Here is a 21725-nt window from a genome sequence, read left to right as displayed (position 1 = left end):
GTCGGACAGCCGTTGTTAAGCCTCGGAGCCGAGCGCCATAAACACGTCTTCAATCCCGGCCTCAATGGGCCGAACCTCAGCCTCGTCGAACCCCTGCTCGCGTAAGAACGCGTGCACCTCCTCGGCCACCGAGGCGGGCGCTTTATCGTGCCGAGCGTCGGCGTAGTGGAGTTCATCCCCGAACGGAAAGACCGACCGCCCGTGGTCTACACTGCGGAGAGCCTTCAACATCTGGTGGTGATCCGGGCCGCGCACGGCAACCAGGGGCCACTCGTAGTCCCGTTGTATTTGTTCGGGGGCATCGACGGTGAGAATCGATCCGTCCTGGATAAGCGCCACACGGTCGCAGCGACTCGCCTCGTCCATGTACGGTGTGGAGACGACGACGGGCAGGCCTTCATCCGAAAGCTGAGTGAGCGTGTCCCAGAAATCGCGGCGGCTGACGGCGTCGACCCCGGTGGTGGGCTCGTCGAGGATGAGCAAGTCGGGGCGGTGAACGAGGGCGCAAGACAAGGCCAGCTTCTGCTTCATCCCGCCGGAGAGGTCCGCTGCGCGCCGGTCGCCGAACGGTTTAAGCTGCTTGTAGACGGGCCGAATCATGTCCATCTGCTCTTCTACCGTCGTTCCGAAGACCGACGCATAGAACTGGAGATTTTCCTTGACCGACAGGTCTGGATACAGCGAGAATTCCCCGGCCATGTAGCCGAGACGAGGGCGAAGCGCACGATAATCGTCCACGACATCGAGCCCAAGCACGCGGGCTGTGCCCTCATCCGGCGTCAGCAAGGAGGTCAAGATGCGAAAGAGGGTGGTCTTCCCCGCACCGTCCGGGCCGATAAACCCGAAGAGCTCCCCGGGTTGAATACTCACGGAGAGGCCGTCGAGAGCCACTTCATCCCCGTACGTTTTGACGAGGTTCTCCGTCCAGACGACCGGGTCGTCAGTCGAGCCGCCATCTAGATTGTGGGCGTGCGTCCTGTTCTGCATGAGGACAACTGATCTGATCTTTTTGGCTCACGCATGCCTGTCCGGAAGAATTCCCTCGGGCCTAGTGCCTACTGTTGATTGGGCACAGAGGAGGCCGCCGCAGACGAAGAAGTGACGTCCTCCGATCCGAACGAAACGTCCGCGGGCATTCCAATCTTGGCAGCGCCTTCGGGATTGGGAACGCGAAGTTCGACGGCGTACACAAAGTCCACGCGCTCTTCCTTCGTCTGGATGGGCGTCGGCGTAAACTCGGCCTCGTCGGCCACCCAGGTCACCCGCCCCTCCAAGGACTGCCGCTGGTCGGGGCCGTCGTCAATGAACACCTGGGCGCGCTGCCCAATCTTGACGTTCGAGAGCTGGCCCCCACTCACGTAGGCCCGGAGTATGAGGGTGTCGAGGGCAGCGACAGTGTAGAGCGGCTCCCCGGGGCGTACCACCTCTCCCTTCTCGGCGTAGGTAGTGAGCACCGTGCCGGCGACGGGATTCGCGACCCAGCTCTTGCGGATCCGCTCGTTGACCTGCGCAATCTGCTCGTTTACGGCGTCTATCTCGTCGGCTAGACTGGCCTTCTGAGTCCGGGTGGCCTCCACGCGCCGCTGAAGCACTCGCACCTCGTCTTCGGCCTGATCCACCTGCCGCTGCGGAGCCGCATCCCCCTCTTGGAGCGTCCGCACGCGCTCCAACTCGCGCCGCGCCGCCCGGAGCTGCTCCGCGCGAACCTCAACCTCCGCGGTGACGCTCGCCATCTTCGAACGGATCGACTGCCGACGCGCCCGAAGCTCTCTGCGCTGCAGGGCAAGCTGCGTCGTGTCGACCAATCCAACGACGGTTCGACCAGTCGCCGGATCCTCTTGCGACGATCGAAGTGTCAGTCGCCCTTTGCCCAGTGGAGCGGCGGCGAGACGATCTCCCTCCTCCACGGAAAACCGAACGAGCTGTCCCTCCGCCTCGCTCGACACGGTCACTTCGTCAGCTTCAAACGTGCCGTGTGCGTCGGCCTCGTCCTCCCCATTGCAGCCGGCTAGGACGACGGCGAACACGAGAAGACTCGCGAGCAGGACGGAAAATCTGAAAGAGGACATGCGAAATGAGAACATGATGGTCGTCTGGGACAGTGTGTGAGAGTGGCGATCGGATGGAGCAGTGAGGGCAACCATGTTCTTCGGAGATCGAACGGGCGGGTCGGAAGAGCGAGGGAGTGGCGCATTCAGCCTCCGCGTTACGGAGAGGGTGTCTCAAAGGGAAGCAGTGTGCCGGCTGCGCGCTGAAGCGTGTACCGCCCCATCACGACCTCGTACTGCACCTCGGTCCGGGCCAGTCGGGCACGACGGAGTTCCGTTTCCGCTTCGAGCAACTCCAGGTTCGTAATGGTACCGGCCTCGTAGCGCGTCCGGGCCAGTTGAGCGGCCATACGGGCCTGTTCGAGGCGCATCTTCGTCGCCTCCAGCTGATCGAGACGCGCCCGAAGCGTCGAGGCCGCCTGCTCGACACGGGTCTCTACCTGCCGTCGCACATCGGCCAGCCGGGCCTCGGCCGCCTGCACCTCCGCCTCGGCCTCTTCCACTCTGCGCTCCGTGGCAAAGCCCTCGAACAAGGGCACGCGCAGCGAAAGGCCGACGGAGTGATTCAGCCGCGGCTCGTTCAAATCAGCCGGATAGCCATTTTTTACGCCGCCCTCTGCGGTGAGGGCAAGGGTCGGGGCGTCGGACCGATCGGCCACCTGCACCTGCCGACGCGTCGCCCGAAGGCGTGCCTTCGCACCCTGCACCAACGGGTGTCGAAGAAGCGCGCTGTCGGCGAGTGCCTCAACGTCAACGGGCGAGGAGACCGCGACAACTGAATCAAGGGCACTGCTTAGCGCCGGAGGATCGTCCGAGGCGCGTCCGAGCAACCGCCCCAACTCGGCCTCTTGACTCTTTCGCTGGCTTTGAAGACGAGTGAGTTGACTTCGAGCCTCCGAGAGCCGCGAGAGCGTCGACTGAATCTCAAATTCAGTGGCCGCCCCGGCGTCCTGTCGACGACGCACCACCTTCAGTGTCTGCTCGAGCTGCTCGATCTGTCTTCGTTGAACTCGACTTCGGGCATCGGCGAGGAGCGTCGTATAGTAGACCCGGATTGCCTGGAAGGCCAGCTCACTGCGCTCGGTGTCGACCTGTCGCTCGGCCGCAGTGCGGCCGGCTTCCGCCTGACCAATCCGTGCCCGCGTCCGCCCGAAGTCATACAGCGTCTGCCGCACCTGGAGGTGTCCATCGTACAGATTGTTGGGCTGAATGCCTACGGTGCGTCCCCCCCTAGACTGATTCGGTCCACTGGGCGCCCCCGGCACCGAAATTTCCGGCACAGGGTCCTGCCGGCGGTACGTCCCCACGGCCTCGACCCGAGGCCAGTACCCGCTTCGGGCCTGTCCAACACGGGCCTCCGCGGCATTTACGTCTTTTCGAGACGCTACGATCGACGGATATGTCTTCAACACTTGATCCACCACGCGCTCGATCGTGAGCGAATCGGTCATAGACGCGTCGGTCGCAACCGGCTCAGCCCCGGACGGTCCGGCCTGGGTCGTCGGCCCCTGTTGAGCGTAGGCCCCGGCCGCCCCCCCAACGGCGAGCGCGACCACGGCCATGACGAACAGCCATCTACAAGTGGTGAGGGGTGAGAAGACGGAAAATGTCATTGTCTCCATGGGCATGGCGCTTGGTCAAACCGAAAGAACATCGACGAAAAGAGAGCTCCGTATGCATGAGGGTCGTTACCCAAACCATTTAATCTCATAATTAATCCTCATTGATAAAAAAAGATCGACGGTCGGGATGAGGAAGCGTCCCGCAGTGCCGACCGCCGACGGCGGCATCAAGGCTGAATAGCATTGAGGAAAAATGTCGGCACCGCCTCCTTCCGGTCTTCCAGGAGATGCTCGAAGTTCTCCCTCTCCATCCCCAACGCGGCCTCAAGAAGGGGGCGCGCAATGAAGGGAAAGACGCAGAGGGACACCAGATTCACCACGAACTGCTGGGCCGAGATGGGCTGGAGCGTTCCCTCCTCGGCCCGCCGCTTCAGTTGCTGATCAAGGGGGCCAAGCTTTTCGAACGGGGCTAGATCTAATGATCGGACCCGATCTTTCAACTCTGCCGGGGTTCGATTTAACTCTCCCACGATGTAGGACGGCAAGTAGGGGTTTTCTTGAATGAGATTGATGTATTTCGGGACGAACGTTCTCACCTTCTCCTCCACCGTTTGATCGGCGTTCAATATAGCCTCCAACTGAGGGAAAAATTCCGATGCCACCTTCTCGAAGACCGTATCTGCCAGGGTTTTCTTGTCGCGATAATAGTAGTGCAAAAGCGCCTGGTTGACGTCGGCTTCCTCGGCGATTTCCTTGAGCTTGGCCTCGCGGGTTCCCTCCCGGACGAACACAGTTTGGGCAGCCTCTAGAATGCGAGACTCGGTTTCATTGCGCGGTGAAGACATGGTGCCGACGGAGTTTAGAATGGTTTTTAACTCGATAATTAATTCTACTCAATTAATTTATCAATTAACAGCGTGTTTCCCTCGTGACTGACTTGACCGTGAAGAAATGCCGAATAGGCGCCTGTGCGTGGAATCCCTTCCAGTCCAACTCGACGGGCAGAACCGGCTCAAACCCCAGAACGAGAGAAACGCCGGCAGGGCCATCAGCGGCTGTGGCAGACTCGTGAGAATGCGCCGCAAGCCGGCTGAGGCTTCCCCCTTCGTGACAGCGCACTTCTTTTGGTCGGCTGGACCGGCGCGCTTCGCCGACGCGAGCTGGTGGTTCTGACAACCGAGGACGCCCAACTCGTTGAAGGCGAGGGCGTGCCCCTCTATCCTCGGCCGCTCGAAGATCGATCAGGCCGCTAGCCCGCCGGGTAGTCCGCCTCCCTTTCGGTGCCGCATCGGTAGCTGGCAACGCCCTCTTCCCCTTCTTTTCTGGCCACTACTTTTCCAGTTGTCCGCGTCCTATTCGACACAAACGTCGTTATTGATGCGGCTGTGCCGGACCGAACGAGTCATGAAGTTGCACCCCGGCCACGCCTCATGAGAGACCTTCACCCGCTGCGTCCGGGGAGGCGAGGTCCTTTCAGAACAATTCCGCCGAGAACATCGGGCTTTGACGAGAAAATTGGGGACAGGGAAAAGCTCGTCCAGCTGGCCCAGGCAACCCTCCCTCCAACACAGGAGCGCTCACATGGAACAGGCCCCCATGCGAAAAGCCCACCTCGGCTAGGCCGAGGCAGGCTCTTCTAAAGCATCGCGCTACGTTGTGTCTCGAACGCAGAGCACATCTCTAGTGTGATGCTCTACCCCTACGCTACGCCCCCCGCTGTTTCCGGTCAAGAGGAAAAACGTAACGGAGTAGTGAAAGTGCCTCTACCCTTGCATACGGACTGTTCGATCAACTCAGAGCCCCCGCCAGCCCTCGGGACTGCGTGATCGCGGTCGGTCGATCGTGGGCGGATGCTCCACAGTCGCCTCTTTCCAGATCGCCTCCTTCCAGACCGAGGGGACTAAGAACAGCAGCTGGTAGCCAGGGATTTGGCACACGCGCAGCCGGTCCTCCCGGCGCCTACTGCCCTCCCTCCTTTTGCGCACGCCTCTCTGCCCGCACACGAAGGACTTCGGCCCGCTGCACGTCGTCGAGCGTGAGGCTGCGCCGACGAATGGACCGTTCGGTGAGATCCGGGTACTTTGCGAAGTAGAATGATGCCAGGCTCATGTTCGTGACCCTCTGCACGTCAGCGCTCTGCGCGTCCTTCTCTTCGATGAGTTTCTCGAGGGCTTTCTGGTTACCGACATTAATGAGGGCCGAAAGGGCCAGAAGCTTGTGGCCGTCACCCGGACCACTTCGGTAGGCACGAAGAAGGCCGGGGGTAAGTGCGTCCAGATCGACGACATTCCCGGTTCCGGATTCGTTTGCGATCCGGACCTTCCGGTTCATCGCCGATTGCAGGAACACGGTGCAACTCTCCTGGCAGGACGCCAGGGCAATCACGTCGATAAGGGCCCGCTCCTGGCGGGCGTCGTCCTTCGAGCCGAGTTCGGTTCGAAGGTGTTTTATGAGGGTCAGGGGTTCGGTTGTGGACTGCGCGAATGTGGACTGTGCGACGAGCAACCCGGCGGCCAAAAGGCCGACGAGACACATCGCGAGTCCTCCGCGAATTAATGTAAAACGTAGAACGTTCATAATGGACCTCCGACTGATGGGAATGGGACGTAGGTCCGCAAGGGACAGTCGGCTCTATACAGATACAACTTCAGTCGACTCTGCGAAAGCACGTCGCTTGCGCAGCGGTGGACCCTGAAGATAGCCCGGCGCCTTCCCTACCCACAGAATATACGGATTGTGAATAGATGTTGAAGGGGGCTTCCTGCAATGCACCACCGGCGCAGAGTCCCTATACGCCAGGAAATGGCGTTCATATAAAACAAGAACCGAAGTCTTCAAAATCCCTCCGGTGGAACGTACATCCGGGGACATGATCCCACTCCAGGCCCTACGCCGGTACCCGTCCTTTGGCTCATAACCATGTCGGAGCTACGTCCGGCTCCGCGAGTAGACCCAAGGGCGTGACGGCACACGTCGTTCGCTCTACGGAGCATCCGTCTCCGGTTCCGGGGACGGGCAACGGTGGAGTACGGAAGGACCTATCCAACGCTGCTTGCTGGCACTGCCACAGCACCACTCTCGAGGAAGACCCGTCCCCGGATCCTGCGTCCCCCCTGTGCCAAGCCTACAAGAGACCAGACGCTGATCGTACGCGGCCCTACATCGTGCCCTCACGAAGAGGTCCGGACCGCTTTCTACAACATCGGATATCGCAGCAAGCTGAAACGTCGCCTCCCCCAACCGCGCAAGGATAAAGACAGACAGGTCACACGAAGAACACCACCATCAGTGTGTACACCACAATTGCGAGGCCTCCCGCGACCGATGCCAGGGGAAGCTGGGTGTACACGTGGTCCATGAGGTCCGACCCAGTGGCGAGTGACGAGAGCACCGTCGTGTCCGAAATGGGCGAGCACTGGTCGCCGTAGACGCTACCGCCAACCACGGCGCTAAAGCAGAGGGTGATGAAAAACGGGTCCTGCGAAACGCTCCACGCCAGTGGCATCGCCACCGGAAACACCACCGCGTAGGTCCCCCACGAAGTTCCCGTCGAGAATGCTATGATCACACAAAGGACGAGGAGAAGTCCCGGCAGGATGGCGGGCGTAAGCACGTCTCCAACCGTTGCCACCACATAATTGGCCGTGCCCACCGCGTCGGCCACCTCTTTCAACGACACGGCAAGCGCTAGAATGATGGCACCGATGGTCACGCCCTTGCAGCCGTCAATAAAGCCATCGATCACCGTGTCGAAGTCCATGCCTTTGAACAAGGCAATGCCCATTCCGGCCAGCACCGCGAGCACAAATGCCTCCGCAATGAGTAGCATCGGATCGGGATTCTGCCCTCCCGTCCATCCCATAAAGAAATAGGTCACGATATACGGAAGGATGGCCACGCCTAGTAGCGTCCCGATGGGGGCAAGGAAGTCGATGAGGCCCGGTGCGTAATCGTCCGGCACGTCCATCTCCGTGAGTTCGCGCGAGGTGAGCGGGGTTGCCCCATCGCGATCCAATTTGCCGGTCGAGCGTGCCCGGTCCATGGCCTCACGCATCTGCTTGCCCGGGACCCAAGGAAGCACCTCCCACGCAAAGAGAAACGTCATCGCCACAGCGAATATCGCGTAGAAGTTGAACGGGAGGGCCGAAAAGAAGAACGTGATGCCGTCCTGTGCAGTCTCGAAGAGGGGAATCGTCCCAGCCACGAGACCCCCAACGTAAATGGGCCACACGTTGAACGGAATCAGCGTGGCGGCGGGGGATGCCGTGGAGTCAACCACGTATGACAATTCTTCGTGCGAAACGTCGTGCTGATCGCCGATGGGACGAGCCGTTGCGCCGGTGAGAACGGTCGAGATGGTGCCCCCCTGGTGAAAGACCAAGCCCATAATCCAGGTGAAGAACTTGGCTGTCTTCGGGCCGCGAACCATGCGCTCCCCAGCCCACGAGGCAAATCGGAGAGCTCCTCCGGTGCGTGTCCAGAGCCCGATGAGGCCTCCCAGTGCCCACAGGTACACCAGTAAGATGAGTGCAAAGTCCTCCGTGCCGATGGCTGGAAGGAGAAAGGCATCAATGATATTCACCTTCCCCGCGATAAGCCCACCTGCCGCGATGCCGATGAAGAGGGCGCTGACAACCTCCCGCATCCAGAACGCCAACACGATGGCGATGAGCGGTGGCAAAATGGACCAGAAGCCGTAGTGACCGTCGGTCTTCGGGATGTCACCAGCAAAATAAACAGCAATCCCCAATCCTCCTAACACCAACGCAGCTATCGCCCATCGCATCCATCCATCGGGCGACCCTTCGGGAGCGGCTTCTGAATCGGTGGAAGACTCGGCCTCATCAATCTCAGACACAGAGGGGTCGGGCATGATCGAAGAGCAAATTGTGCGGATATCACTCAGCCCAAATAACGAATTGAAAGGCACGGACGCCAATAGGACCCACAATCGGAGTTTTGGGGAAGAGCGCATGGCCCAGGCGTCCCCTTGCTCCTTTCTCGTGGCACCACACAAGGCGCATCCCATCTCGTCGGGCGGCCCCTCTCCACCATCCCAGAGAGATGTCCAGGACCGCAGAAGCCGTTCTGCACGAGATCCACGAAATCGCAGGCCGTGGACAATCCGCCAAGCAGATTTTCACTCTTTGACGAGGGCACTGTGCATCTTCCGCATGTGAGCCTCGTCGAATTTGATGACTGCTCGATCATAGGTCATAACGCCGTTCACTTCCGACTCCACATCAGTCGTCTGCGTGTAGACCGCTGCCGCAAGACCCTCCTCTTTCATCGAGTCGACCTCCGCAATCATCCGATCGTAGGTACCATGCAGCGCCTCTTTCGACTGAGATGTCTCGTAGTGGGTCGGCGCCTCCGAGAAATCCTGAATCCAGAGGTGATCCTCAACCACGAGCGCCTCTCCTCCGAACTCACCGAGCACTGACGCCCGGTTCTCTTCCGGCTCCGGCATGCCCGGACCCGGATAGTGGTGCTCGTCGACCACGTCGCCGACCCCGCGATCATGCCAACCACTCGCATTATCAACCAGACGCGTCGGATCGTAGCTCTCGGTCCACTCCACGATTTCTCGGGTCTGGAACTGCCCCCACCCTTCATTGAATGGCACCCACATCACGATCGACGGATAGTGATACAATGCGTCGATCATGTCTTTGTACTCGTCTTTGAACTGTTGAGCGGACTCGGGAGAACGCTCCGGAATCTGTCCCGGGCGCATATCCCCGCTGGGCATGTCCTGCCACACCAGTACTCCGAGCTTGTCGGCCCAGTAATACCACCGCTGCGGCTCGACCTTCACGTGCTTCCGGATCATGTTGTAGCCGAGCTCCTTAGTGACCTCAATGTCGTATTTCAACGCCTCGTCGGTCGGGGCGGTGTAAAGTCCGTCCGGCCACCACCCCTGATCCAGCAGACCCATGTGAAAAAGCGGCTCTCCGTTCAGAAACAAACGCGTGTGACCATCCTCTGCCTCCGCCACGGACACCGACCGCATGCCGACGTAACTGCTCACCTCATCTACGACCGTCCCCTCGTCGTCGAGCAGGTGGACTTCTAGATCGTAGAGAAACGGATCGGACGGGGACCACAATCGGGGGTTGTCCCACTCAGCGAGAAGTCGGTTCTGCGGATGGCCGGTCGCGCGGGCCACCTCTCCCTCGTCGGTACTCACGACGGCGCGTACTCGGTGGTCGTCCGTTGCACCTTCAACGTCGACCTCAATCCTGGCGCGCTCCTGCCCAATCTGCGGCGTCACCGTCAGGTCCTGAATGTAGGTCTCTGGCACCGTCTCCAGCCACACGGTCTGCCAAATGCCCGTTACCGCCGTGTACCAGATGCTGCGCGGGTCGTGGGTCTGCTTCCCCACGGGCTGGTTCCCCTTGTCCGTTGGGTCCCAGACCGTGACCTCGATCGTGTGCTCCTCCGTTTCGGCGAGTTCGTCGGTAATGTCGAATGTAAACGGATCGTATCCGCCCTGGTGCATTCCCACATACTGGTCGTTCACGTAGACGTGGGTCTCCCAGTCGCTCGCCCCAAAGTGCAGGAGCACACGTTCGTCCCCGGCTGGATCGGCCTGAAACGTGCGCCGGTACCACACACGGTTCTTGGCCCCCACCGTCTTCTTCACCCCCGACAGGGCCGACTCGACTGGGTACGGGACCAGAAGTTGATCATCGTACTCGCCCTTCCCCGCTTTCCCACTGATTTGAAAATCCCACAGGCCGTTCAGGTTGGTCCACTCTTCCCGTTTCATCTTGGGCCGAGGGTACTCCGGCAAAGGCTCCTCTGGATTGACGTCGTCCGCCCACCGGGTCATCAACGGATTGTCAGCCGGGCGCCAGTTTTCGGTCTGGGCCTCAGCACGAATCGGAAGAAGCGCACCGAACAAAAGAGCGATCAGCCCACCGACCAGCCAATGTTTTCGGGACATCGCGTTAGTCATGGTTGATTAAAGATGGAAGACTGTCAGAACAGAACTTGTCTTTCGTACCGAGCGGACGACCAAGAACGCGGCGTCAACCCACAAACGGAGTGTGCTCTACAATATGCTTACTGCAGGCGTGCCTTGCCATCTGCGCGCGGCCTGATCGGTTCGGACAGGGCACTTGCAAGGGCGAGAGCCGCCCGGGAGACTTCCCACTGTGGAGCGAGACAGCGACGGGGATCGGACTTGATTCGGCAGGGCGTGAACAAGAAAATCGGCCGCAAAGACGATCCTCCGGGGAGTCGGATTCGACTCCCATCCAACATTCATCTCCCTCAGACAGAATGGTGACAAAATCGAACCGATTTTACCTTCATTATTTCGATTCGATGAAGGATAATAAGAACCACGATTAATCCCAAATAGCATTCCCTACCCCTCAGAATGCCTCCATCGGTGGGGCGCCCGGTCTGCCTCCTTAATGACCATCGTCAGGCACGCCCTACCGCAAAGCAGATCCCGAAGGCTATCCAGCCAGGATCCCTGCCACTATGAATGCAACGGCGGCCAGCCCGGCCTGTACCAGCGCGTAGGGCAGCTGCGTGTTGACGTGATCCACGTGGTCACAGGCCGACGCCATTGAGGAAATAATGGTGGTGTCCGACAAGGGCGAGGTGTGATCCCCAAAGATGCCCCCCGAAAGCACCGCCCCCAGCATCAAGGACAATGGCAGTGCAATCTCGGCAGCCAAGGGCATCACGACCGGAATAAGGATAGCAAAGGCCGTCCAGGACGAGCCGAGCGTGAACGAGACGAAGCTCGTCACTCCAAACACGAGTACCGGCATCCACCACGCCGCGGCCTGTCCTCCTACGAGCTGCACCACGTATGCCCCCATCTCCAGCGCCTGGGACACCTGCCCAAGCGCAAACGCAAGCACGAGAAGCAACGTGACAGGCACAAGACCGGACGCGCCCTTCACAACCCAGTCCATGGCATCACTCACAGACAGTGGTGGCTTCCCTCCAAACCGCGGCACTGTGTAGAGCAGAAGAGCTGCCCCCAGGGCTGTTCCTACAGCCCACAGCACGGCCGTCGCCCCACTGCCTTGCATCAAGTTGCCCTGACCGGTCACGTACAAGCCGACGAAGATCATCGAAACCATTACCCCAACCGGCAGAAGCAGATTCCGCGCCTGCGGCTCTACGTGCTCGGAGGGTTCGATGCGGGCCACGTCGTCTTCTACCATCGGCTGGGCTCCCTCCCGCAGGACCTGTCCCGTCTCCTCGGCTCGCGTTTCGGCTCGTCGCATGGCCCCGAAGCGCCATCCGGTCAGGGCCAACATGAGGGAAAACCCGATGGCGAAAAGCGCAAAGAAGTTGAAGAGCACTGCCTTCGCAAGCACGGCAACGGCAGAAACTCCGAGATTCTGAGCGCCGAGGAGCCCCAGCACAAAAGCGCCCCATCCGTTGAATGGGATCGACATGCAAACCGGTGCACAGGTGGCGTCGCAGTAATAGGCAAGCTTCTCTCGAGGAAGGTTCAGCTTATCAAAAAGGGGTCGGCTTACTGCCCCCACGGTGAGAGACGAAATATTCGACTCCACAAAAAGGACCACACCAATGCTCCAGGCCAAAAGCTCGGCACCGCGCCGGCTGGACCCCCATTCCCGTTCCCGGGCCCATGCGATGAAGCCCTTTACGCCACCTGAGGCCTGCACGAGAGCGATGAGACTTCCCACAAGCAGGCAGAACAAGAGAATTCGGGTGTTGCTTTCACTTTCGAAGACGGCCACGAGTTGATCGGCCAACTCCCGAAGGCCGCCCACTGGATTCCCCCCGGCCAGGATCGTAGTCCCCAGCCAAAGGCCCGCAAAAAGGGATAGATAGATCTGTCGTGTCCAAAGGGCCAGCACAATTGCCACGACGGGTGGCAACAATACGATCCAATCCATTCGCGAAGACGATTAGTGAACGTGCAGTGATACCGAATGCTCAAACAAATCCGACTCACAATGTCGGGATCCCGGGAGCGGGACTCGCATCAGAATGACGTGGACTGCCATTTCCGAGGACGTTGTCTCCGTCATCGACGCCGGATTCCACCAATATCAACTACTGGGGGTGATTATACACACCGTCGGGGCCTAAATCGACTTCGAGGATCCACGTCGCCCGGGCGAAATCCCGCATCGGAGCGCAGGAGGACGGTGTTCTCAAAGAAGGCAATTTCTTGACGGGACAGAGCTCAGGAATGTACAATCATTTTCGGTAGACGATATAAAATGATTGCGGACTCCGCAAAGAAGCGCGGCAAGCCCGTGCTTATTCCGTCGGGTCAGCAGCAGTATGACCGAGCGTTGCGGGGTATTTTCGAGTCCAACGGTCGCTCATTTGACGAAGACCCTCGATGAGCAGGGGCTCCGCCTCCAATCGACTCGATGCTCTGCACATTTCGCGACCAGAGCCAAGGTCTGTTTGATGGATTGATGTGAACGCCGGGACACTGTGGGAGAATGTACAAACGGGGGTCGAAAAGAGTCCTGTTGGGAAACGACCGGTCGAATGCCGAAACCATAATACACGAGGTTCGCGACGTCGCCCCTACAGAACGTCTACCAAATGACGTTTCAATCTGCGCGACAGGAGAGACGCTCGACAATCAACTGGGAATTTTTGACCTCAGTCCGGAAGTAACTTTGGACGTTATTCCCCTTCGAAGTCGGCTCCTCACGACGTGGCATACTGGCGCCCCCCTTATCCCGTTTGCTCACGATAGACTGCCTCGATACAGGCACTGAGCGACAATGCCCAGTCAAAATTGAACGCCTCGAAGCCCTCGAAGGCCGTTTTCTGTTTCATCTCTTTGAGAGAGGCGCCAGCCTGACGCTGCTGCAGTACGTACTCGTTGAGCGCCGAGAGGAAGTCTCGCATCACGAGCAAATCTTCTCGTCCCCCCGTTGGCCCAAACTCTGGGTTGGCATGGCCGTGGATAAAGATCGTATCGTCGTCGAACTGGTCGTGGATCGTCTCAAGCTCCGAGATCCAGTTCTTCGAGTCGGCTCCCCCCTCCACATCGATGAAGGGATAGGCCCGGTTGAACACCAGATCGCCTACGTGTACGACATTGGCCTTCTCGAAGTGAATGGTAGCGTCGCCTCCAGTATGGGCCGGGCCGTGATATCGAAGCGTAATCGTCTCGTCGCCTACCTGCTCGGAGACGGTCTTCTCAAACGTCTCAGTAGGATATACACTGTTGGCTTCGTCATCAGCGGCCTCTCGCATAAGAGAGGGAACGTTTTCGTGGGCAATAATGCGGTCGGTATACTCTGCAAAAACCCCATTGCCCCCAGTGTGGTCGCCATGATGATGGGTATTAATCACGAAGTCGAGTGCCTCCTCGGTTCGGTCTCGGAGCCCAGTCCAGCAGTCGGGGGCTGTTTTGGGCGACTGTGTATCCACTACCACGAGGGCCCCGTCCCGAATGAGCCAGCCGATGGTCCCCCCCTGTTTGCGGAAAATGCCCACCCCGCGACGAAGGGCCGTGAACCCGTCGGAGGTGTCCTCTAAGGGCACCCGTTGGAAAAGTGAGGAAGCCGCCGGAGCAGCGGCCATTGCCATGCCGAGGGTCTGGAGAAAGTGCCGTCGAGAAAGCATAGCGGCGGAAACGAAGGAGTGATTGGTGGTCGGAGCAAAAAACAAAACGGCCAACGCTTCTTCCGTAGAGACGGACACTTGGCACAGCCTTCCACGCCAGACTAGCGCCCACTGACAGTAATGGGGCTACCTTCTCGCTCAAAGACATGTTTCTACGTCTCCCCCGCTCCCCCTTCCCAATTTCAACGTGCCAGAGCAATCTCAATGATGTAAGGCCCCCTAGATAGACATTGCCGGTCCGCACCTCTACCCTAAAGAGGTGCACACGACCTTCCTTATTCTTGTTGCCTCATGAGGCATTCTGCTGTTCTCTTAGTCGCTTTTCTTTGCGTCCTTTTTGCCGAACCCGTATCGGGCCAGGATGCTCCTCCTCCGTCCTCAGACCCCGCCATCCAAGCGATGGTCGACTCGGTAGACGCCAGCCGGATCGAGGACGACATCCGAACGATGGTCAGCTTCGGGACGCGCCACACCCTCTCAGACACCACCTCCGAGGATAGCGGCATCGGGGCCGCTCGCCGCTGGCTGAAGGCCGAATTCGAACGCATTTCGCGCGCGTGTGGCGGGTGCCTGGAGGTCAAATTTCAGAAGACCGTGGTGCCCGCAAGCGAAACGGAGCGCATCCCCTCGCGAACGGCCGTCTATAACGTTGTCGCGATCCAGCGCGGCACCGAACACCCGAACCGATACGTCCTCATGGGCGGGCATCTCGACTCTCGCGTCTCCAACATCATGGACAGCACCAGCCGCGCGCCGGGCGCCAACGACGACGCCTCGGGCGTGGCCGGAGCCGTAGAGGCCGCCCGTGTGCTATCGAAACGCGACTTTGCCAGTAGTATCGTCTACGTCGGATACACCGGGGAAGAGCAAGGGCTCTTCGGCAGCACGCATGCAGCAGAGGTTGCGGTGGAGAAAGACTGGACGATGGCCGGCGTGCTCAATAACGACATGATCGGCAATATTCGCGGCATCGACGGGGTAATTGAAAATACCACGTTCCGCGTGTTCTCTCAGCGTCGGCCGCCGGACCTGCACGAGGAGTCGTGGGCCACTCGCTACTTCGGCGGCGAAAACGACGGGCCTTCGCGCCAACTCGCCCGTTACGTGGCCACACAGGCCGAAACTTACAGCCGCCACCTCGATCCGATCCTCATTTACCGCCTCGATCGCTTCGGTCGCGGGGGCGATCAGATGCCCTTTGCCGATCGCGGCTTTCCGGCCGTCCGCGTGATGGAAACGCACGAGAACTACAACCGGCAGCACCAGGACCTCCGCACTGAAAACGGCATCGACTACGGCGACACGATCGAGGGCGTAAATTTTGAGTACGCCGAGAAGTTGACCGGGGTCAACGTCGCAACGATGGCGTCGATCGCTGCCGGTCCCCCTCGCCCTGACAGCGTAAAAATCGGCGGAGCCGTCTCGCCGTCCACCACCCTCGCCTGGACGCCGGTCGACCACAAGAATCTGGCAGGATACAAGGTGTACTGGCGTCGCACGGCCGCCTCGCGCTGGCAGCACAGTAAATTTGTACCCGCCGGCACGACCCGCCACACGCTCGAAAACGTCGTGATCGACAACTGGCTTTTCGGCGTAGCGGCAGTGGACGAAGCGGGACACGAAAGCCCGGTCGTCTTCCCCTCAGCCCTCCTGGAGTAGCGGGAGTGCGCTCGTGAAGGTACGACCAGCGACCGAGGATCAGTGGCGCTCGAACCGTTCCGTTCAAAAGGAAACGGCCCTCATGAGATGCGCTTCGCATCTCCTCCCCCCTCCGATTTCTGATCGGCGATAATCCCCTTTCTTCGCTCTCCCACCCGAGCTTTTGGACTCCCCCTTAACGAGCGAAGACAGGAGATCGATGAGCATGGGACGTTCGTCCCTCTTCTAAAGTGGCGGGAAATTTGCCGTGGATATTTACTGGAATCATTGAGGACATTCAGAGGACCTCAAACCGTTCCTGCTTCTTCTGTCTCGATGGCGTTACCAGGGGTTTACTCTATGTAACGAATGCCAACGTCTACATAGAGACCCGTCATTGTGGGAATTGTGAGAAGAACGCCTTCGTACCCCCTGCACAAACGTCCGCGTGGGTGCAGGCAGGACCATGCGCTTGATCCTAAACCGAATCATTCGGTATTCTAGAAGAGCTTTCCTCCCTCCCCTCCGACACCGTTCATCTCTCCTACTCACCTGACCCAATAACCGATGAAGGACGTCACCATCGACGACGTGGCAGATCATGCGGGGGTCTCCAAATCGACGGTCTCCGCTGTGATTAATGACCGCGACGTCGTCAAAAACAGTACGCGCCAACGCGTGCTCGACACAATTGAAAAACTGGACTACCGGCCTCGGGGCTCGGCACGACGCGGCTTTCGAGCGCCGAACGGCCAGAGTCTTGGGTTCGTGATCAAGGAGGCGGACAATCCCTACTACTCTGAGGTCCTCGTCGGCATCCAAGAGGTGGCCAATGAGCAGGGATACCTGACGTTCGTCAGCAGTTCGGAGGGAGACTTCGACACGGAGAAGCAGATCATTGATCAGTTCTCCAACAAGGACCTGGATGGGCTGATCATCACTCCTATTCTCAACGAGAACACGGACCTTTCCCACATCTTCGAGCTCAAACGCAACAACATCCCGTTTGTGCTTCTCGAAGGCATCCGCGGCATTCAGGCCAACCTCGTCGACATCGACAACGTCGAAGCCTCCTCACGGGCCATCCGCCACCTGCTCGATCTCGGACACGAGCATATTATCCACCTGGCCGGCCCGGAATATTCCAAACACAGTAGTGAGCGCGTAGCAGGGATCCGCCGCGCCTTTAGCCGCTCTCCGCTCATCTTCGACGACGAGATCGTTCTCCCGGCGGGCGACTCCTTCGAAGAAGGCTACCGCACGGCCCTCGACCACTTCTCTGAGGATGTGCCCACCACTGCGGTGACGTGCTACAACGATCTCGTCGCCCTCGGCACAATGAAGGCCCTTCGCGAACTTGGGCTCTCGGTGCCGGATGATGTCTCTGTCGTGGGCTTCGACGATCTGAACATGCTGGACTATTTCCCAATCCCCCTCACGACCGTCCGCGTCCCCAAACGGTTGATGGGCCGTAAGGCAACTGAGCTCCTCCTCAATCAGCTCCAGGGAAACGGAACCGATACGTGCCAGCGCATTTCGCTGGAGGCGGAGCTTATTGAGCGTTCCTCAACGGCTCCTCCCCGGTAAAGTCCCCTGTGTCCCGAAGTGCTTCTCTGGAAGATTGGAGCGTATTCGGGCGCCAAACCGGTTCGACTTCTCTTACCCCGATTCGTGCCGATTCCTTGTGCGAACAGCCCCGTGCGTTCGAGACGGGCCGGCCAATGCTTCCCCAATTGCTTCCCTGGGCGACATCCCCTATCCTCCTGTGGCTCCGTCCCCTGCCAGGGAACGATTAGCGCCTCGTCACTCCTGCGTTGCTCTCTCACACCACTGCGCCTGATTCATGGACTCCGCCTCCGTTCCATTTGCAGCGCTTGACTACATTATTTTCGGAGTCTACCTCTTTATCATTATCGGGCTCGGCCTCTGGGTCTCCCGAGAGAAGGAAGGACGGCAAAAAGACAGTTCCGATTACTTCCTAGCCAGCAAATCGCTTCCCTTCTGGGCAATCGGGTCCTCGCTGATTGCCTCCAACATTTCGGCAGAGCAGTTCATCGGCATGTCGGGATCGGGCTTCCGGGTGGGGCTGGCCATTGCTTCCTACGAGTGGATGGCCGCCGTGACCCTCCTCGTCATCGCGTACTTCTTCCTTCCCATTTATCTGGAGAAGGAAATCTTCACGATGCCCCAGTTCCTGGAGCAGCGCTATGATGGACGCGTGCGGATGTTGCTCGCCATCTTTTGGCTGTTGGTGTACGTCTTCGTAAACCTGACGTCGGTTCTCTACATGGGGGGCCTCTCGATGAACATCATCATGGGGCTTCCGCTTTGGGGATCTATTGCGGGGTTAGCGCTCTTCGCCACCGCATACAGCCTCTACGGGGGGCTCAAGGCCGTCGCGTGGACGGATGTGGTGCAGGTTGTTGTACTGGTGGGTGGGGGACTGCTGACAACCTGGGTCGCTCTTGATGCCTACGGTGGAAGCAGTACTGGCCCCGTGGGCGGCCTTACCCAACTGATGGGGGACGCCTCCAACCGATTCAATATGATTCTCTTCGAGGGGGAGTTGATGTATCAGAACGACGAAGGTGTTACGCAGGACGCCTATCAACTCCTGCCCGGCCTCAGCGTGCTGTTCGGCGGACTCTGGGTGGCCAACCTCTTCTACTGGGGCTGCAACCAGTACATTATTCAGCGCGCGCTGGCGGCCAAAAACCTGCAGGAGGCGAAGCGCGGACTCGCTTTTGCTGCCTACTTGAAGCTCCTCCTTCCCCTCATCGTGGTCGTGCCCGGCATCGTTGCCTTTGCTCTTGACGCCCCCATCCAGCGGGGAGACGAAGCGTATCCGTGGCTTTTGGGCCAGTACGTGGGCACTGGCTTCCGGGGACTGGCCTTCGCCGCCCTCGTCGCGGCGATCGTCTCGTCGCTCGCTTCAATGATGAACAGTGCCTCGACCATCTTCACCATGGACCTCTACCGCAATTACGTAGAGGAGGAGGTGTCGGAGAGCAAACTGGTTCGGATTGGGCGCATCGTGGCTCTCGCCTGCATCGTCGTCGCTACGCTCGTGGCCCCCCAACTGGCGGATCTCGATCAGGTCTTCCAGTACATTCAGGAGTACACTGGCTTCGTAAGCCCGGGGGTGCTGGCCATCTTCGTCATGGGCCTGTTCTGGAGCAAGGCCACGCCCAACGCCGCGCTGGTGTCGGCGGTGCTGTCCATTCCGCTCTCGGCTGCCTTCAAATTCCTCACCCCGGAGATTGCATTCCTCAACCGAATGCTGATCGTGTTCTTTGTCTCCGTGGCGTTGATTGTCGGAATCTCCTACGTTGAAAACCGGGGCGAGACGCACCCGAAGGCCATTGACCTCGACGACGTGGAGCACGACTCCGACCCCATCTTCCAAGTTGCTGCGTTCGGCATTCTCGGCATTACGGCCGCGCTCTACGTCATCTTCTGGTAGGGCCCGTTCCCCCAAGCGGGCAGCAGAACGCACGCGCGGCCGTCCGGACCGCTCCCCTCGGCCACAGCTACTCGTGCTCTGTGCGGCACTTGTCTAGCAGAACAGTGGACAGCTCCGCGAACGGCACATCCTCCTGCTCCCCACTTTCCATCTCCTTGACCGTGGCCTCTTCCGCCTCCAGCTCGTTGCCTCCAATGATGAGCGTATAATCCGCCTCCTGGCGATTGGCCTCCCGCATCTGCGCCTTGAGAGACCGTCCCTTCAGGTCAAGTGCCACGTGAAGACCGGCCGCCCGAAGCTCCTGGGTTGTCCGAAACACCCACTGCTCGGCCTCCTCCCCAAGAGCAGCAATAAACACATCCGGAGCCGGGAGACCGGGCCGTTCGGCCTCCGCCGCATCAAGTGCCAGGAACAACCGTTCCATTCCCGCCGCAAAGCCAATGGCCGGCACCGGCTCCTCACTGCCCAGCACTTCTGCCAGACGGTCGTATCGTCCCCCGCCGGCCAGGGCGCTCTGCGCCCCAAGGTCCGGACTTTCAAGCTCGAAGGTCGTTTCCGTGTAATAGTCCAATCCCCGTACGAGGTGTGGGTCTTCCACGTACGACACACCGAGGTCAGCCAAGAAGCGCTGTACGCGGTCGTAGTGCGCCCGACTCTCATCGCTCACGTAATCGATGAGCTGAGGAGCATCCTGCAAAATGGCTTGTTCGTGGTCGAGCTTCGTATCAAGCACGCGCAGCGGATTTCGCTTCAGTCGGCGTCGGCTCGTCTCCGACAGTTCATCGGCGTACGGCTCCAGGTATTCGCGAAGGGCGTGCACATATTCCTCCCGTCGGTCCGGAGTGCCAAGGGTATTCATGCGGAGTCGCGTGTCCTTGATGCCGAGCTCGTCGTAAATGGCCATCATCACAGCCACCGTCTCAGCGTCGGCCCGGGCATCGTCCGTACCAAGCACTTCCACCCCGAACTGGTGAAACTGCCGATAACGTCCCTTCTGCGGCTGCTCAGCACGAAAGCACGGCCCAATGTAGAAGAGCTTCTGCACACCGCCCCGCTGATCGAGGTGGTGCTGCAAGTAGGAGCGAACCACGGGCGCCGTAATCTCCGGCCGCAGGACGTACTGCGTGTCCGACCGCTCAAACGCAAACATCTCCTTCTGTACAATGTCGGTAGCCTCCCCAACCCCGCGGGCCACCAGCGCTGTCGGCTCCAGAATCGGTGTGCGGATCTCGTCAAAGTTGTAGCGCGCCATCACGTCGCGCACCGTCGCCTCCACGTAGCGCCACTCAGCGCTGGGCGCGATACGAGTCCCCCCGTCGTCGGTATACGGGTCCGGCAAGATATCGAAGGTTCCCTTGATGTTCTGAAACGTCTGGCTCACAACAGCTGAAGCGTAAATAGTGGTGCGTGAATGAAATTCCCCTTTTCATCGGGCTCGGTCCCTACCCCCGGAGCTCCGCCTCCCCTTCGCGAAGCACGTCAATCACCGTTTCCGGATCCGGCGCCTCAATCAACCGCTCACGAAGAGAATCGCGGCTCACAAGGCGCGAAATGCGTCCCAGGATTTTGACGTGCCGAGACTTATGCTCTTCTGGGCCCACCAGCAGGAGAAGAAGACGAATGGGCTCGTCGTCAATCGCCCCAAAATCCACCGGTTCGGCCGTCGTCGCAAAAGCAGCGACCGTTTCTGTCACCGCCGGAGTTTTTGCGTGGGGCAATCCTAACCCCTTGCCCACCCCGGTCGACATCATATCCTCCCGTTCAAAAATCGCCTGGCGCACCGCGTCGAGGTTGTCAATCCCCTCGTGCCCCTCTAGCAGTCCGATGAGCGCATTAATCACGTCCGTCTTTGACCGCTCCGGGAGTCCAATCCGCACGTGCTCGGGTTGTAGGAGTTGATTGATTTCGGTCGTCTGAGTAGTAGGCATGCACGCGACCGGGTCGATGAAGGAAGCACGCGGAAGAGAATACGGAGGCATACTTGCGCTGACCCCGCGCATCGGGGGAAGGCCATCGCGCAGGCGATACCGTTCCCCACAGAATAGGGCAACGACCGGTCGATTTCACGTGTTCAAAGGAACGGGCCCTAGATCCGGATTCCACAAAAACCGAAAACGATATCCGTCATGCCCTACGGTGCGCCCCGTTTCTCTTCCGGTGCATCCTGCGCCGTCTGCCCTCAAAGTTAGCATGAAATCCTCGATTCCGACGTCGGATCCCGACATTCGCCCCGCACGAACGCAATCGGATCTTCACTCGGTTTCATGTCGATCCCTTCGGAAAGCTCCGCCCCTCTCCCATACGCTCATCTATCCCGGCAGAAGTAAAAACGGTACGGCAGACGGCCCCCATCGTCCCGTCCGAGTTTGCGGATGCAATTGTCCTGCCCTTCCAATTAAGCAACTCTCCGTCCGG

Annotated in this window: 14 protein-coding genes; 3 read left to right on the top strand and 11 right to left on the bottom strand. The window is 59.6% G+C overall.

The window, feature by feature from the left end:
* Positions 1–15: 15 nt before the first annotated feature.
* From BSZ35_RS01270 to BSZ35_RS01230, 9 genes are all read right to left on the bottom strand, one after another.
* Positions 16–987, bottom strand: a complete 972-nt coding sequence (locus BSZ35_RS01270; RefSeq protein ID WP_105010755.1) for an ABC transporter ATP-binding protein — start codon at positions 985–987, stop codon at positions 16–18.
* Positions 988–1055: 68 nt separating this feature from the next.
* Complete coding sequence (locus BSZ35_RS01265) at positions 1056–2069, bottom strand: HlyD family efflux transporter periplasmic adaptor subunit (protein WP_181149128.1); 1014 nt, start codon at positions 2067–2069, stop codon at positions 1056–1058.
* Positions 2070–2206: 137 nt separating this feature from the next.
* On the bottom strand, positions 2207–3610 hold the full coding sequence (locus BSZ35_RS01260; protein WP_181149127.1) for a TolC family protein: 1404 nt from the start codon (positions 3608–3610) through the stop codon (positions 2207–2209).
* A gap of 227 nt (positions 3611–3837) precedes the next feature.
* Entirely contained in the window at positions 3838–4455 is a 618-nt protein-coding gene (locus tag BSZ35_RS01255) for a TetR/AcrR family transcriptional regulator (RefSeq protein WP_105010752.1), read from the bottom strand.
* A 1114-nt stretch (positions 4456–5569) separates the two neighbouring features.
* On the bottom strand, positions 5570–6187 hold the full coding sequence (locus tag BSZ35_RS01250; RefSeq protein ID WP_146109965.1) for a hypothetical protein: 618 nt from the start codon (positions 6185–6187) through the stop codon (positions 5570–5572).
* A 688-nt stretch (positions 6188–6875) separates the two neighbouring features.
* Positions 6876–8483 (bottom strand): Na+/H+ antiporter NhaC family protein, encoded by a 1608-nt coding sequence (locus tag BSZ35_RS01245; RefSeq protein ID WP_105010750.1) that lies wholly within the window; start codon positions 8481–8483, stop codon positions 6876–6878.
* 267 nt (positions 8484–8750) lie between these two features.
* Positions 8751–10559, bottom strand: a complete 1809-nt coding sequence (locus tag BSZ35_RS01240) for a sugar-binding domain-containing protein (protein ID WP_105010749.1) — start codon at positions 10557–10559, stop codon at positions 8751–8753.
* Positions 10560–11079: 520 nt separating this feature from the next.
* Positions 11080–12507 (bottom strand): Na+/H+ antiporter NhaC family protein, encoded by a 1428-nt coding sequence (locus BSZ35_RS01235; RefSeq protein ID WP_105010748.1) that lies wholly within the window; start codon positions 12505–12507, stop codon positions 11080–11082.
* A gap of 802 nt (positions 12508–13309) precedes the next feature.
* Positions 13310–14209 carry an MBL fold metallo-hydrolase gene (locus BSZ35_RS01230; protein WP_105010747.1) on the bottom strand — a complete coding sequence of 300 codons (900 nt, stop codon included), beginning with the start codon at positions 14207–14209 and terminating at the stop codon, positions 13310–13312.
* A 399-nt stretch (positions 14210–14608) separates the two neighbouring features.
* Between BSZ35_RS01230 and BSZ35_RS01225 the strand changes: the two genes are divergently transcribed.
* The 3 genes from BSZ35_RS01225 (at position 14609) to BSZ35_RS01215 (ending at position 19310) form a co-directional block, all read left to right on the top strand.
* The gene (locus BSZ35_RS01225) at positions 14609–15868 is read left to right on the top strand and encodes a M28 family metallopeptidase (protein WP_219846564.1); all 1260 of its coding nucleotides are present in this window, start codon (positions 14609–14611) and stop codon (positions 15866–15868) included.
* 546 nt (positions 15869–16414) lie between these two features.
* The gene (locus BSZ35_RS01220; protein ID WP_105010745.1) at positions 16415–17434 is read left to right on the top strand and encodes a LacI family DNA-binding transcriptional regulator; all 1020 of its coding nucleotides are present in this window, start codon (positions 16415–16417) and stop codon (positions 17432–17434) included.
* A gap of 256 nt (positions 17435–17690) precedes the next feature.
* The gene (locus BSZ35_RS01215) at positions 17691–19310 is read left to right on the top strand and encodes a sodium/sugar symporter (protein WP_105010744.1); all 1620 of its coding nucleotides are present in this window, start codon (positions 17691–17693) and stop codon (positions 19308–19310) included.
* A gap of 67 nt (positions 19311–19377) precedes the next feature.
* On the opposite strand, the gene hisS is transcribed toward BSZ35_RS01215, so the two are convergent.
* Positions 19378–20691: a histidine--tRNA ligase gene (gene hisS / locus BSZ35_RS01210; protein ID WP_105010743.1), complete on the bottom strand. Its 1314-nt coding sequence runs from the start codon at positions 20689–20691 to the stop codon at positions 19378–19380.
* A gap of 61 nt (positions 20692–20752) precedes the next feature.
* Positions 20753–21238: a PTS sugar transporter subunit IIA gene (locus BSZ35_RS01205; RefSeq protein WP_105010742.1), complete on the bottom strand. Its 486-nt coding sequence runs from the start codon at positions 21236–21238 to the stop codon at positions 20753–20755.
* Between the last annotated feature and the right edge of the window lie 487 nt (positions 21239–21725).

Source organism: Salinibacter sp. 10B, assembly GCF_002954405.1.
Lineage (GTDB): Bacteria > Bacteroidota > Rhodothermia > Rhodothermales > Salinibacteraceae > Salinibacter.
This window is presented reverse-complemented; position numbering and strand designations above follow the sequence as displayed.